The sequence below is a fragment of the Piscinibacter gummiphilus genome, from assembly GCF_032681285.1.
Lineage (GTDB): Bacteria > Pseudomonadota > Gammaproteobacteria > Burkholderiales > Burkholderiaceae_C > Rhizobacter > Rhizobacter gummiphilus_A.
Genome location: NZ_CP136336.1, coordinates 4,994,443 through 5,006,699, shown reverse-complemented (window position 1 = coordinate 5,006,699; position 12,257 = coordinate 4,994,443). Strand labels below are relative to the sequence as shown.

General features: G+C 62.7%; 24 protein-coding genes and 1 tRNA gene. All 25 read left to right on the top strand.

What is annotated here, in order from left to right:
• The 25 genes from rplP to RXV79_RS23600 all read left to right on the top strand — a co-directional run bounded on the left by rplP (position 1) and on the right by RXV79_RS23600 (position 12,249).
• On the top strand, positions 1–417 hold the full coding sequence (rplP, locus tag RXV79_RS23720; RefSeq protein WP_201810328.1) for a 50S ribosomal protein L16: 417 nt from the start codon (positions 1–3) through the stop codon (positions 415–417).
• Positions 418–436: 19 nt separating this feature from the next.
• Entirely contained in the window at positions 437–637 is a 201-nt protein-coding gene (rpmC, locus tag RXV79_RS23715; RefSeq protein WP_201810332.1) for a 50S ribosomal protein L29, read from the top strand.
• Positions 634–927: a 30S ribosomal protein S17 gene (gene rpsQ, locus RXV79_RS23710; protein WP_201810334.1), complete on the top strand. Its 294-nt coding sequence runs from the start codon at positions 634–636 to the stop codon at positions 925–927. The genes rpmC and rpsQ overlap by 4 nt, the downstream gene beginning before the upstream one ends.
• A gap of 96 nt (positions 928–1,023) precedes the next feature.
• A complete protein-coding gene (locus RXV79_RS23705) occupies positions 1,024–1,542 on the top strand; it encodes a peroxiredoxin (RefSeq protein WP_316700558.1) in 519 nt (172 codons plus the stop codon).
• Positions 1,543–1,706: 164 nt separating this feature from the next.
• A complete protein-coding gene (gene rplN, locus RXV79_RS23700) occupies positions 1,707–2,075 on the top strand; it encodes a 50S ribosomal protein L14 (RefSeq protein ID WP_201810338.1) in 369 nt (122 codons plus the stop codon).
• Positions 2,076–2,096: 21 nt separating this feature from the next.
• Complete coding sequence (gene rplX, locus RXV79_RS23695; protein ID WP_257826440.1) at positions 2,097–2,429, top strand: 50S ribosomal protein L24; 333 nt, start codon at positions 2,097–2,099, stop codon at positions 2,427–2,429.
• A gap of 5 nt (positions 2,430–2,434) precedes the next feature.
• Positions 2,435–3,016, top strand: coding sequence for a 50S ribosomal protein L5 (gene rplE, locus RXV79_RS23690; RefSeq protein WP_316700556.1), 582 nt, complete (start codon positions 2,435–2,437; stop codon positions 3,014–3,016).
• A gap of 7 nt (positions 3,017–3,023) precedes the next feature.
• Positions 3,024–3,329 (top strand): 30S ribosomal protein S14, encoded by a 306-nt coding sequence (gene rpsN / locus RXV79_RS23685; RefSeq protein WP_257826437.1) that lies wholly within the window; start codon positions 3,024–3,026, stop codon positions 3,327–3,329.
• Positions 3,330–3,356: 27 nt separating this feature from the next.
• On the top strand, positions 3,357–3,752 hold the full coding sequence (rpsH, locus tag RXV79_RS23680; protein WP_201810360.1) for a 30S ribosomal protein S8: 396 nt from the start codon (positions 3,357–3,359) through the stop codon (positions 3,750–3,752).
• A gap of 15 nt (positions 3,753–3,767) precedes the next feature.
• Positions 3,768–4,301, top strand: a complete 534-nt coding sequence (gene rplF / locus RXV79_RS23675) for a 50S ribosomal protein L6 (protein ID WP_316700554.1) — start codon at positions 3,768–3,770, stop codon at positions 4,299–4,301.
• A gap of 12 nt (positions 4,302–4,313) precedes the next feature.
• Positions 4,314–4,682: a 50S ribosomal protein L18 gene (gene rplR, locus RXV79_RS23670; protein ID WP_257826435.1), complete on the top strand. Its 369-nt coding sequence runs from the start codon at positions 4,314–4,316 to the stop codon at positions 4,680–4,682.
• A gap of 11 nt (positions 4,683–4,693) precedes the next feature.
• The gene (rpsE, locus tag RXV79_RS23665) at positions 4,694–5,212 is read left to right on the top strand and encodes a 30S ribosomal protein S5 (RefSeq protein WP_296726435.1); all 519 of its coding nucleotides are present in this window, start codon (positions 4,694–4,696) and stop codon (positions 5,210–5,212) included.
• Positions 5,213–5,235: 23 nt separating this feature from the next.
• Positions 5,236–5,424, top strand: coding sequence for a 50S ribosomal protein L30 (rpmD, locus tag RXV79_RS23660; protein WP_257826433.1), 189 nt, complete (start codon positions 5,236–5,238; stop codon positions 5,422–5,424).
• A 14-nt stretch (positions 5,425–5,438) separates the two neighbouring features.
• Positions 5,439–5,870 carry a 50S ribosomal protein L15 gene (gene rplO, locus RXV79_RS23655; RefSeq protein ID WP_316700552.1) on the top strand — a complete coding sequence of 144 codons (432 nt, stop codon included), beginning with the start codon at positions 5,439–5,441 and terminating at the stop codon, positions 5,868–5,870.
• 32 nt (positions 5,871–5,902) lie between these two features.
• Positions 5,903–7,213, top strand: a complete 1,311-nt coding sequence (secY, locus tag RXV79_RS23650) for a preprotein translocase subunit SecY (RefSeq protein ID WP_296726445.1) — start codon at positions 5,903–5,905, stop codon at positions 7,211–7,213.
• 12 nt (positions 7,214–7,225) lie between these two features.
• The gene (gene infA, locus RXV79_RS23645; protein ID WP_025495304.1) at positions 7,226–7,444 is read left to right on the top strand and encodes a translation initiation factor IF-1; all 219 of its coding nucleotides are present in this window, start codon (positions 7,226–7,228) and stop codon (positions 7,442–7,444) included.
• Positions 7,445–7,497: 53 nt separating this feature from the next.
• The gene (rpmJ, locus tag RXV79_RS23640) at positions 7,498–7,611 is read left to right on the top strand and encodes a 50S ribosomal protein L36 (protein ID WP_201810376.1); all 114 of its coding nucleotides are present in this window, start codon (positions 7,498–7,500) and stop codon (positions 7,609–7,611) included.
• A 38-nt stretch (positions 7,612–7,649) separates the two neighbouring features.
• Entirely contained in the window at positions 7,650–8,015 is a 366-nt protein-coding gene (gene rpsM, locus RXV79_RS23635) for a 30S ribosomal protein S13 (RefSeq protein WP_316700549.1), read from the top strand.
• Positions 8,016–8,068: 53 nt separating this feature from the next.
• Positions 8,069–8,473, top strand: a complete 405-nt coding sequence (gene rpsK / locus RXV79_RS23630) for a 30S ribosomal protein S11 (protein WP_201810385.1) — start codon at positions 8,069–8,071, stop codon at positions 8,471–8,473.
• 173 nt (positions 8,474–8,646) lie between these two features.
• Complete coding sequence (rpsD, locus tag RXV79_RS23625; RefSeq protein ID WP_316700544.1) at positions 8,647–9,270, top strand: 30S ribosomal protein S4; 624 nt, start codon at positions 8,647–8,649, stop codon at positions 9,268–9,270.
• A 150-nt stretch (positions 9,271–9,420) separates the two neighbouring features.
• The gene (locus RXV79_RS23620) at positions 9,421–10,407 is read left to right on the top strand and encodes a DNA-directed RNA polymerase subunit alpha (RefSeq protein WP_316700542.1); all 987 of its coding nucleotides are present in this window, start codon (positions 9,421–9,423) and stop codon (positions 10,405–10,407) included.
• 83 nt (positions 10,408–10,490) lie between these two features.
• Positions 10,491–10,889, top strand: a complete 399-nt coding sequence (rplQ, locus tag RXV79_RS23615; RefSeq protein ID WP_296726471.1) for a 50S ribosomal protein L17 — start codon at positions 10,491–10,493, stop codon at positions 10,887–10,889.
• Between the two features lie 136 nt (positions 10,890–11,025).
• Positions 11,026–11,102: transfer RNA gene (locus tag RXV79_RS23610), tRNA-Met, on the top strand.
• 146 nt (positions 11,103–11,248) lie between these two features.
• Positions 11,249–11,566, top strand: coding sequence for a hypothetical protein (locus tag RXV79_RS23605; protein ID WP_316700541.1), 318 nt, complete (start codon positions 11,249–11,251; stop codon positions 11,564–11,566).
• A gap of 20 nt (positions 11,567–11,586) precedes the next feature.
• Positions 11,587–12,249: a VOC family protein gene (locus tag RXV79_RS23600; protein WP_316700540.1), complete on the top strand. Its 663-nt coding sequence runs from the start codon at positions 11,587–11,589 to the stop codon at positions 12,247–12,249.
• Positions 12,250–12,257 lie beyond the last annotated feature (8 nt).

Sequence of the window (12,257 nt, the reverse complement as noted above, 5' to 3'; positions counted from 1 at the left end):
ATGCTGCAACCCGCACGCAGAAAATTCCGCAAGGAACAAAAGGGTCGCAACACCGGTGTCGCCACGCGTGGCGCAGCCGTGTCGTTCGGCGACTTCGGCCTCAAGGCCACCGAGCGCGGCCGCCTGACGGCGCGCCAGATCGAAGCGGCTCGCCGCGCGATCTCGCGCCACATCAAGCGCGGTGGTCGCATCTTCATCCGCATCTTCCCCGACAAGCCGATCTCGCAGAAGCCGGCCGAAGTCCGCATGGGCAACGGCAAGGGCAACCCCGAGTACTACGTGGCTGAGATCGTGCCGGGCAAGGTGCTGTACGAAATCAACGGCGTGCCTGAACAGCTGGCCCGCGAAGCGTTCAAGCTGGCTTCGGCCAAGCTGCCGCTGAGCACCACGTTCGTCGCTCGCCAAGTGGGCGCCTGAGGCGCGAACGGAGCGTTATATGAAAGCATCTGAACTCCGCGCCAAGGACGTTGCTGCACTCGAGAAGGAAGTGGCTGACCTGATGAAGGCCCACTTCGGTCTGCGCATGCAGAAGGCGACCCAGCAGTTGACCAACCACACGACGCTGGGCAACACCCGCCGTGACATCGCTCGTGCCAAGACCATCCTGGCCGAGAAGAAGAAAGGGGCCGCGAAATGACTGCCACCGCCGGTGAAATCAAGATCGACGCCCCGGGCAAGAACCAGCGCAAGCTGGTCGGCAAGGTCGTCAGCGACAAGCGTTCCAAGACCGTCACGGTCCTTATCGAACGTCGCACCAAGCATGAGCTCTACGGCAAGATCGTCGCCAAGTCGAGCAAGTACCACGCGCACGACGAAAAGAACGAGTACAAGCTCGGTGACACCGTCGAGATCGCCGAAAGCCGTCCGATCTCAAAGACCAAGTCGTGGGTCGTGACCCGCCTGGTCGAGAAGGCGCGAGAAGTCTGATCTGACGTTCTCGTGAGGCGGTCGGGTGTGTCCTCTTCCAGGCGCCCCGGCCGTTTTGCTTTTCATCTGACCGTTCTTCATCTTTTGGAGGTGACCATGCTCAAGGTTGGCGACAAGCTCCCCGCAGGCGCACTGCAGGAATTCATCGAGGTCGAAGGCAATGGCTGCTCGATCGGCCCCAACACCTTCGACGTCGCGAACGAGACGGCCGGCAAGACGATCGCGATCTTCGCGCTGCCGGGCGCCTACACCCCCACCTGCTCGGCGCAGCACGTGCCGGGCTACGTGAAGCAGGCTGAAGAGCTGAAGAAGGTCGGTGTCGACGAGATCTGGTGTGTCTCGGTCAACGATGCTTTCGTGATGGGTGCCTGGGGTCGCGACCAGAAGACGACGGGCAAGGTACGCATGATGGCCGACGGCAGCGCTGCCTTCGCCAACGCTACCGGCCTGACGCTCGACCTTACTGCGCGCGGCATGGGTGTTCGCTCGCAGCGCTACTCGATGCTGGTCCAAGACGGTGTGGTCAAGACACTCAACGTAGAAGCCCCGGGCAAGTTCGAGGTGAGCGATGCCAACACCCTGCTCGAACAGGCCAAGAAACTGAAGGCCAGTTGAAGAAATGGATCGCCCGTGCTTGACATGGGCTTTTGACGCACTGCATAATCCGCAGCTTCGCCGAAAACCGGCCGTTTTGCCGTCGCGCATCACGAAACGATTCGGCTCCGCCCATACACGGGCCCAAGACTGCTTGCTTCGGCGAGACAAGTTGGGGACAGAACATGATTCAAATGCAATCGCGGCTTGATGTCGCGGACAACACTGGCGCGAAGTCCGTCCAGTGCATCAAGGTGCTCGGCGGCTCCAAGCGTCGTTACGCCGGCATCGGTGACGTGATCAAGGTTTCCATCAAGGAAGCTGCGCCGCGTGGTCGCGTGAAGAAGGGTGAGGTCTACAGCGCCGTCGTCGTTCGCACCGCCAAGGGCGTGCGCCGCCAAGACGGTTCGCTGGTGAAGTTCGATGGCAACGCCGCCGTCCTGCTGAACGCCAAGCTCGAGCCGATCGGCACCCGCATCTTCGGCCCGGTGACGCGTGAACTGCGTACCGAGCGTTTCATGAAGATCGTTTCGCTTGCACCCGAAGTGCTCTGAGCTGCGGTTGGAGAAAGCTGAATGAACAAGATTCGCAAAGGCGACCAGGTCATCGTGTTGACCGGCCGCGACAAGGGCAAGCGTGGCACGGTGCTGTCGCGCGAAAGTGAAGACCGCATCGTGGTCGAAGGCGTGAACGTGGTGAAGAAGCACGTCAAGCCGAACCCGATGAAGGGTACGACCGGCGGCGTCGTCGACAAGACCTTGTCGATCCACCAGTCCAACGTCGCCATCTTCAATCCCGCTACCGGCAAGGCCGATCGCGTGGGCATCAAGCTGGTGGCCGACGCCAAGACCAACAAGACCACCAAGGTCCGTGTCTTCCGCTCCAGCGGCGACGAAATCAAGGCGTAATCAACATGGCCAAGCAACAAGCCCAAGCCGCCCAAGCTGGCGCCCCCGCCGCCCGCCTGCAGAAGGTGTATCGCGACACGATCGCGCCGGCTCTCATCGAGAAGTTCGGCTACAAGTCGCCGATGCAGGTGCCCCGCATTACCAAGATCACGCTCAACATGGGTGTGAGCGAAGCGGTGTCCGACAAGAAGGTCATGGAACACGCTGTGGGCGATCTGACCAAGATTGCCGGCCAGAAGCCTGTCGTCACCAAGAGCAAGAAGGCGATCGCCGGCTTCAAGATCCGTGACGGCGTGCCCATCGGCTGCATGGTCACCCTGCGTGGCGTCCAGATGTATGAATTCCTGGACCGCTTCGTGACGATCGCTCTGCCCCGCGTGCGCGACTTCCGCGGCATCTCGGGCCGTTCGTTCGATGGCCGTGGCAACTACAACATCGGCGTCAAAGAACAGATCATCTTCCCTGAGATCGAGTACGACAAGGTGGATGCGCTGCGTGGTCTGAACATCAGCATCACGACGACCGCGAAGAGCGACGACGAGTGCAAGGCACTGCTGTCGGCCTTCAAATTCCCGTTCAAGAACTGAGGCGGCCATGGCTAAAACTTCCCTCATCCAGCGCGAACTGAAGCGCGAGCAATTGGTCGCCAAGTACAAGAAGAAGTACGACGAGCTCAAGGCCACTGCGAACGACGCGAAGAAGTCCGACGAGGAGCGCTATGCCGCCCGTCTGGCTCTGCAGCAGCTGCCCCGCAACGCCTACCCGACCCGCCAGCGCAACCGCTGCGAACTGACCGGCCGCCCCCGCGGCACGTTCCGCAAGTTCGGTCTGGCCCGCAACAAGATCCGCGAACTGGCCTTCAAGGGTGACATCCCCGGTGTCATCAAGGCGAGCTGGTAATCGGCACGACGATCAGGAGATATTCGAATGAGCATGAGTGATCCTATCGCCGACATGCTGACGCGCATCCGCAACGCGCAGATGGTCGAGAAGACCAGCGTTGCCCTGCCGTCCAGCAAGCTGAAGGTGGCGATTGCCCAGGTCCTGAAGGACGAGGGTTACATCGAGAGCTTCGCCATCACCGGCGACAAGGCCAAGCCGCAGCTGGAGATCGCGCTGAAGTACTACGCCGGCCGTCCCGTGATCGAGCACATCGAGCGCGTGAGCCGTCCTGGCCTGCGCATCTACAAGGGCCGCCACGACATCCCGAGCGTCCAGAACGGACTGGGTGTGGCCATCGTCACCACGCCGAAGGGCGTGATGACCGACCGCAAGGCACGCCAGGCCGGCATCGGCGGCGAAGTGCTCTGCTACGTCGCCTAAGAGAGGGAAGACACAATGTCCCGCGTTGGAAAAATGCCGATCGCCATCCCCAAGGGTGTGGATGTCGCGATCACTGCTGACCAAATCAGCATCAAGGGTTCGCTCGGCACGCTGGTGCGTCCGGTGAACTCCCTCGTGACCGTGAAGAGCGCTGACGGCAAGGTGACCTTTGCCCCGGCCAACGACTCGGTCGAAGCCGATGCCATGTCCGGCACCATGCGTGCGCTGGTGAACAACATGGTCAACGGCGTGAGCAAGGGTTTCGAGCGCAAGCTGACCCTGGTGGGCGTGGGCTTCCGTGCCCAGGCCGCCGGTCAGAAGCTCAACCTGCAGATCGGTTTCTCGCACCCTGTGGCCAAGGACATGCCGGCTGGCATCAAGGTCGAGTGCCCGACGCAGACCGAGATCATCATCAAGGGTTCTGATCGCCAAGTCGTGGGCCAGATCGCCGCTGAAGTTCGCGCGATCCGCCCGCCTGAGCCGTACAAGGGCAAGGGCATCCGCTATGCGGACGAGAAGGTCACGATCAAAGAGACCAAGAAGAAGTAAGGAGCGACGACCATGTCACTGACCAAGAAGGACCAGCGCATCCGCCGCTCCCGCCAGACCCGCGCCCGCATTGCGGTGCAGCGCGTGGCCCGCCTGACGGTGTTCCGTACCAACCTGCACATCTACGCCAACGTCATCTCCGACGACGGCAGCAAGGTGCTGGCCAGCGCTTCGACCGCCGAAGCCGATGTCCGCAAGGAACTCGGCGCCGCCGGCAAGGGTGGCAACGTCAATGCCGCCACCTTGATCGGCAAGCGCATCGCCGAGAAGGCCAAGGCGGCCGGCATCGAGAAGGTCGCGTTCGACCGCGCTGGTTTCGCTTATCACGGCCGCGTGAAGGCCCTGGCTGAAGCCGCGCGTGAAGCCGGCCTGCAGTTCTAAGGAAGATTGAAATGGCAAAGTTCACTCCCCGCGCACAAGCCGAAGGCAATGACGACGGCCTGAAGGAAAAGATGATCGCGGTGAACCGCGTCACCAAGGTGGTGAAGGGCGGCCGCACGCTGAGCTTCGCGGCGCTGACCGTGGTCGGTGATGGCGATGGCCGCATCGGCATGGGCAAGGGCAAGGCCAAGGAAGTGCCGGTCGCGGTGCAGAAGGCCATGGAATCGGCTCGCCGCAACCTGTTCAAGGTGTCGCTCAAGAACGGCACGATCCACCACAAGGTGGTCGGCGAACACGGTGCTTCGCGCGTGCTGATGGCTCCGGCCAAGCCCGGTGACGGCATCATCGCCGGCGGCCCGATGCGCGCCGTCTTCGAAGTGATGGGTGTGACCGACATCGTGTGCAAGAGCCTCGGTTCGTCGAACCCCTACAACATGGTTCGCGCCACGCTGGACGCGCTGAAGAACATCAGCACCCCGGCCGAGATCGCCGCCAAACGCGGCCTGACGGTCGAAGAGATCCTCGGCTGAACGGCCGGGATCGGAGAAACATCATGGCAGCAGCAGACAAGAAGACCGTCACCGTGAAGCTCGTGCGCAGCATCGCCGGCACGCGTGAATCGCACCGCGCCACCGTGCGTGGCCTGGGCCTGCGCAAGCTCAACAGCACCTCCACGCTCGAGGACACCCCGTCCGTGCGCGGCATGATCACCAAGGTCCAGTACCTGGTGAAGGTGATCTGAGGCAAGGAACGAACATGGAACTCAACAGCATCAAGCCCGCCGCTGGTTCGAAGCGTGCCCGCCGCCGTGTCGGCCGTGGCATCGGCTCTGGTCTGGGCAAGACCGCCGGCCGTGGCCACAAGGGCCAGAAGTCGCGTTCGGGTGGCTACCACAAGGTCGGCTTCGAAGGCGGCCAGATGCCGCTGCAGCGTCGCCTGCCGAAGCGTGGCTTCAAGTCGGCCTCGCTCAAGTACAACGCCGAGATCAGCCTGACCGACCTGGAGCGCCTGGGCGCTGCCGAAGTCGACGTGCTCGCACTCAAGGCCGCTGGCCTCGTGGGCGAACTGGCCAAGGTGGTCAAGGTCATCAAGTCGGGCGAGCTGACCAAGAAGGTCGCGCTCAAGGGCATTGGCGCCACCGCTGGCGCGAAGGCTGCGATCGAAGCCGCTGGTGGCTCGATCGCCTGAGCTGACTGACTTCGCTTAAGGAATCGGTCTCAGTGGCAACCAACGCGAATCAGCTGGCCAAGAGCGGCAAGTTTGGTGACCTCCGTCGCCGGCTTGTCTTCTTGCTGCTCGCGCTCGTGGTCTACCGCATCGGGGGGCACATCCCGGTGCCTGGCATCGACCCGGCTCAGCTGCAGGAGATGTTCAAGACGCAGGAAGGGGGCATTCTCAGCCTGCTGAACGTCTTCTCCGGCGGTGCGCTGCAACGCTTCACCGTGTTCGCGCTGGGCATCATGCCGTATATCTCCGCGTCGATCATCATGCAGTTGATGACCTACGTGGTGCCCTCGCTCGAAGCTCTGAAGAAGGAAGGCGAGGCCGGTCGCCGCAAGATCACGCAGTACACGCGCTATGGCACCCTGGGTCTCGCGCTGTTTCAGGCGCTGGGCATTGCGCTCGCGCTTGAAGGGTCGCCGGGTCTCGTGATCAGCCCGGGCTTCGGCTTCCGCATGACCGCGGTGGTGAGTCTGGTGGCCGGCACGATGTTCCTGATGTGGCTGGGTGAGCAGATCACCGAGCGTGGCCTGGGCAACGGCATCTCGATCCTGATCTTTGGTGGCATTGCGGCAGGTTTGCCGAGCGCCATTGGCGGTCTGCTGGAACTGGTGCGTACTGGCGCGATGAGCGTGCTGGTGGCGATGTTCATCGTCGTGCTGATCGGTGCGGTGACCTACGTCGTGGTCTTCGTGGAGCGAGGCCAGCGAAAGATCCTGGTGAACTACGCCAAGCGCCAGGTGGGCAACAAGGTCTATGGTGGCCAGTCGTCGCACCTGCCGCTCAAGCTGAACATGTCGGGCGTCATTCCGCCGATCTTCGCGTCGTCGATCATCCTGCTGCCGGCCACGATCGTGGGGTGGTTCGCCACGGGGGACAGCCTGCGCTGGTTGAAGGATCTCGCCGCGGCGCTGTCGCCAGGCCAGCCGATCTACGTGATGCTGTTTGCTGCAGCCATCGTGTTCTTCTGCTTTTTCTACACGGCCCTGGTGTTCAACAGCCGCGAGACCGCAGACAACCTGAAGAAGAGCGGTGCCTTCATCCCGGGCATTCGCCCTGGTGAGCAGACCGCACGGCACATCGACCGCATCCTGTCCCGCCTCACGCTAGCCGGCGCGATCTACATCACCGCCGTGTGCCTGCTGCCCGAGTTCCTGGTGCTGAAGTACAACGTCCCGTTCTACTTCGGCGGTACTTCCCTCCTGATCATCGTGGTCGTCACGATGGACTTCTGGGCCCAGGTGCAGAGTTACGTGATGAGTCAGCAGTACGAATCGCTGCTGAAGAAGGCAAGTTTCAAGGCGAGTTGAACGACACACGGCATGGCGAAAGACGACGTCATTCAGATGCAGGGTGAGATTCTGGAGAACCTCCCCAACGCCACGTTCCGTGTGAAGCTGGAAAACGGGCACATCGTGCTGGGCCACATTTCCGGAAAGATGCGCATGCACTACATCCGCATCCTTCCCGGAGACAAGGTGACGGTCGAGCTGACGCCCTACGATTTGTCGCGGGCACGTATCGTGTTCCGCGCCAAGTGACGAACGAGTTTGATGATTTGAGAAGCGGTCTGACGAAGGCCTAGGAGAAGAGAATGAAAGTTGCAGCATCGGTCAAGGCAATGTGCCGGAATTGCAAGGTCATCCGCCGCAAGGGCGTGGTGCGCGTGATCTGCACCGATCCGCGTCACAAGCAGCGCCAGGGCTGAGCCCCGGCTTGCCCGCACACAGCGAATAGAGGAAGCACATGGCACGTATTGCTGGTATCAACATTCCGCCGCACAAGCACGCCGAGATCGGCCTGACTGCGATCTACGGCATTGGCCGCACGACCGCGCAGAAGATCTGCAGCAACAGCGGCGTTCCCTTCGACCGCAAGATCAAGGACCTGACCGACGCCGATCTGGAAAAGATCCGCGAAGAGATCGGCAAGATCACGATCGAAGGCGACCTGCGCCGCGAGATGTCGATCAACATCAAGCGCCTGATGGACCTGGGCTGCTACCGCGGTTTCCGTCATCGCCGCGGCCTGCCGGTCCGCGGTCAGCGCACCAAGACGAACGCCCGCACCCGCAAGGGTCCGCGCAAGTCTGGCGCACTGGTCAAGAAGTGATCGCTGCTCGGCAACGACAAGCAGTCTGACGAGCACACAGAGAGAAGGTCGATATGGCTAAAGCACCCCAGAACACCGCCGCGCAGCGCGTGCGCAAGAAGGTCCGCAAGAACGTTGCGGATGGCATCGCGCACGTCCACGCGTCGTTCAACAACACGATCATCACCATCACCGACCGCCAAGGCGGCGCCCTGTCGTGGGCCTCGAGCGGTGGCCAGGGTTTCAAGGGCTCGCGCAAATCGACTCCTTTTGCCGCCCAGGTGGCCGCGGAAGTGGCCGGCCGCGCTGCCCAAGAGCAAGGCATCAAGAACCTCGACGTGCGCATCAAGGGCCCGGGCCCCGGCCGCGAGTCGTCGGTTCGCGCACTGGCTTCGCTGGGCATCCGCATCACCTCCATCTCGGATGTGACGCCGGTCCCGCACAACGGTTGCCGCCCGCAGAAGCGCCGTCGCATCTAAGGATTCGCATCGTTTTCCCGTCGCCGGCCAGCGCCTCACGGTGCTCGCCGGCGGTTCTGCTGAAACCGCAAGGTTTCTTTAAGCCCACCGTCTGAGCGCCCATAAAACAACCCGCCAGACTCGCGCGAGCCTCTCCTCCGTGAAGCACGCGTCAGATTGACAAAGGAAGCAACGTGGCACGTTACCTAGGACCCAAGGGCAAACTCGCCCGCCGTGAAGGCACTGATCTGTTCCTGAAGAGCGCTCGCCGCCCGATCGGGGACAAGGTCAAGTTCGACAGCAAGCCCGGCCAGCATGGCCGCACTTCCGGCTCGCGCACTTCCGACTTCGGCCTGCAACTGCGCGAAAAGCAGAAGGTCAAGCGCATGTACGGCATCCTGGAGCGCCAGTTCCGCCGCTACTTCGCCGAAGCCGAGCGCCGCAAGGGCAACACCGGCGCCAATCTGCTGGCCCTGCTCGAGTCGCGCCTCGACAACGTCGTGTACCGCATGGGCTTCGGCTCCACGCGCGCCGAAGGCCGCCAGCTGGTGTCGCACAAGGCGATCACGGTGAACGGCCAGGTGGTGAACATCGCCTCGTACATGGTCAAGGTCGGCGACGTGGTCGCGGTGCGCGAGAAGTCGAAGAAGCAACTGCGCATCACCGACGCGCTGAAGCTTGCGGAATCGCAAGGCATGCCCAACTGGGTGCAGGTCGATGCGAGCAAGCTCGAGGGCGTCTTCAAGAAGACGCCGGACCGCGATGAGTTCGGTGCCGACATCAAGGAAGCGCTGATCGTTGAACTGTATTCGCGCTGATGTGCGACGTGGCCGCGAAGGGCGCCTCGAGCGCCCTCGTGGTCATTGCGAGTTTTAAGAGTTCCCTACGTCCGCGGTGGCATCCGCTGCTGCGGTTGGTCCCTCAGCCTTATCGGTGTAACGAGCCGAGGGTATTGAAAGAAAGACCTCATGCAAACAAACCTGCTCAAACCCAAAGCCATCAATGTGGAGCCGCTGGGCGGCAACCGCGCCAAGGTCACGCTCGAGCCGTTCGAGCGCGGTTACGGTCACACGCTGGGCAACGCGCTGCGCCGCGTGCTGCTGTCGTCGATGGTGGGTTATGCGCCGACCGAAGTGACCATCGCCGGCGTGCTGCACGAATACTCGGCGATCGACGGTGTGCAAGAAGACGTGGTTCACATCATGCTGAACCTCAAGGGCGTGGTGTTCCGCTTGCACAACCGCGATGAAGTCACGCTTGTCCTGCGCAAGGAAGGCGAAGGCCCGGTCACCGCCGGCGACATCCAGACCCCGCACGACGTCGAGATCATCAATCCCGAGCATGTGATCGCCCATCTGTCGCAAGGCGGCAAGCTCGACATGCAGATCAAGGTCGAGAAGGGCCGTGGCTATGTGCCGGGCACGCTGCGCCGCTATGGCGACGAGCCGACCAAGTCGATCGGCCGCATCGTGCTGGACGCGTCGTTCTCGCCCGTCTCGCGCGTGAGCTACACCGTCGAATCGGCCCGCGTCGAACAACGCACCGACCTCGACAAGCTCGTGATGGAAATCGCCACCAACGGCGCCATCACGCCGGAAGAAGCGATCCGCGCCTCGGCCAAGATCCTCGTCGAGCAGCTCGCGGTGTTCGCGCAACTCGAAGGCAGCGAGATCGCCGCCTTCGACCAGCCGGCCCAGCGCAGCACGCAGTTCGACCCGATCCTGCTGCGCCCCGTCGACGAGCTCGAACTCACCGTGCGTTCGGCCAACTGCCTCAAGGCCGAAAACATCTACTACATCGGCGACCTCATCCAGCGCACCGAGACCGAGCTCCTCAAGACGCCAAACCTCGGCCGCAAGTCGCTCAACGAAATCAAGGAAGTGCTGGCCTCGCGTGGTCTCACGCTCGGCGCTCGCCTGGAAAACTGGCCGCCCCAGGGCCTCGACAAGCGTTAATCAACAGGGCTGATCACAGCCCGGTGCACCCGGCAGTACCTGATACGGCTGTCGGCTATTCATAGTGAAGAAAGGAAAGCACCATGCGTCACCGTCACGGACTTCGTAAGCTCAACCGCACCAGCGAGCACCGCCTCGCCATGCTGCGCAACATGACCAACTCGCTGCTGCAGCACGAGGCGATCAAGACCACGCTTCCCAAGGCCAAGGAACTGCGCCGCGTCGTCGAGCCGCTGATCACGCTGGCCAAGGAGCCGACGCTGGCCAACCGCCGCCTCGCGTTCGACCGCACGCGCGATCGCGACATCGTCACCAAGCTCTTCAACGAGCTGGGCCCGCGCTACAAGGCCCGCCCCGGTGGCTACACGCGCATCCTGAAGATGGGTTTCCGTGTGGGCGACAACGCACCGATGGCGTTCGTCGAACTGGTCGATCGTCCGGAACCTGCGGCTGAAGAAGCTGGTGCAGACAAGGCTGAATAAGCCAAGCCGATAGCATCGCAAGGGCCGGTCTTCACCGGCCCTTTTTCTTTGGGGCTTGGCGGGGCATTTCTCCTCTGCATGGCATGTGTTCAGCGGTGACAGCGCCGACACCCTGTGCTACACTCTTTGGCTCAGTCGCGGGGTGGAGCAGTCTGGTAGCTCGTTGGGCTCATAACCCAAAGGTCGTTGGTTCAAATCCAGCCCCCGCAACCAAATTCAGCAAAAAGAAAAAGACTAGAAGGCCCGCCATGTGCGGGCCTTTTTGCATCTCGAGCCCGACTTCGGCTTGGCAGTCTTCGGTACGCTATGGCACCTGCGCACGGGACGGGCGCGTACCGCAGAACTCCAGGATCCGAGACATGAAAAATCCTCTTGTGGCGGCGTACCGCTACACCACGAACAATTGGTCGCAGGTCCTCGGGAGCAAAGTCTGCGGCTGTTGCAACTGTGTGCAGACCTTTGCGCCCGAGGAAGTGGTGGGCTGGACAGGCTTGGACATGCACAACGCCGACGACCCCAAGGCCATCGAAGGCCAGACCGCGATGTGCTCGCGCTGTGGCAGCGAAGCGGTGCCGGGTGACAAGTCGGGCTTCCCCATCACGGCGCCCTTCCTCACGCAGATGAACGAGGCCTGGTATCAGCAGACGCTCATCCGCCCGGCCAAGCCCAAGGCGTAGCGCAGCGCGCGAGAGGTCCCGTGCCCGCATGTCGCATCGATCACATCACCATCACTGCTCCGACTCTCGCCGCGGGCAGTGACCTGGTGTTCGAATCTCTTGGCGTAAGGCCACAACCAGGTGGCGAGCATCCCCGGATGGGCACGCACAACCTGCTGCTGCGCCTGGGCGACGCCTTGTTCCTCGAAGTGATCGCGGTCAATCCTGCCGCGCCTGCGCCATCGCGCCCAAGATGGTTCGAGTTGGATCGCATCTCGCCCGAAACGCCGCCGCGGCTCGCCTGCTGGGTGGCCCGCACCGACGACATCCTCGGTAGCTTGCAGAGGTGTTCGGCTCCGATGGGCCCTGCCGAAACCCAGACGAGGGGCACCTTGGAGTGGCGCATCACCATCCCGGAAGACGGCCATTTGCCGTTCGGCGGCGCAGCGCCGGCGTTGATCCAGTGGCACGCCGCCACCCATCCCGCTCGGGGCCTGCACGACGTGGGTTGCTCGCTGGTGGCACTGGAACTGCTGCACCCAGACACGCCCGCATTGTCCACCCTGCTCGACGAACTCCAGGTCGTGGAGCCCGGCGTCGAACTCTCCGTGCGCGAGGCTGCCGTGCCCGCGATCGTGGCGCACATCCACACCCCGCATGGAATTCGGCGGCTCGGTCCGCAAGCCCCTCTCGGGTGGCATTAGCATCCGAT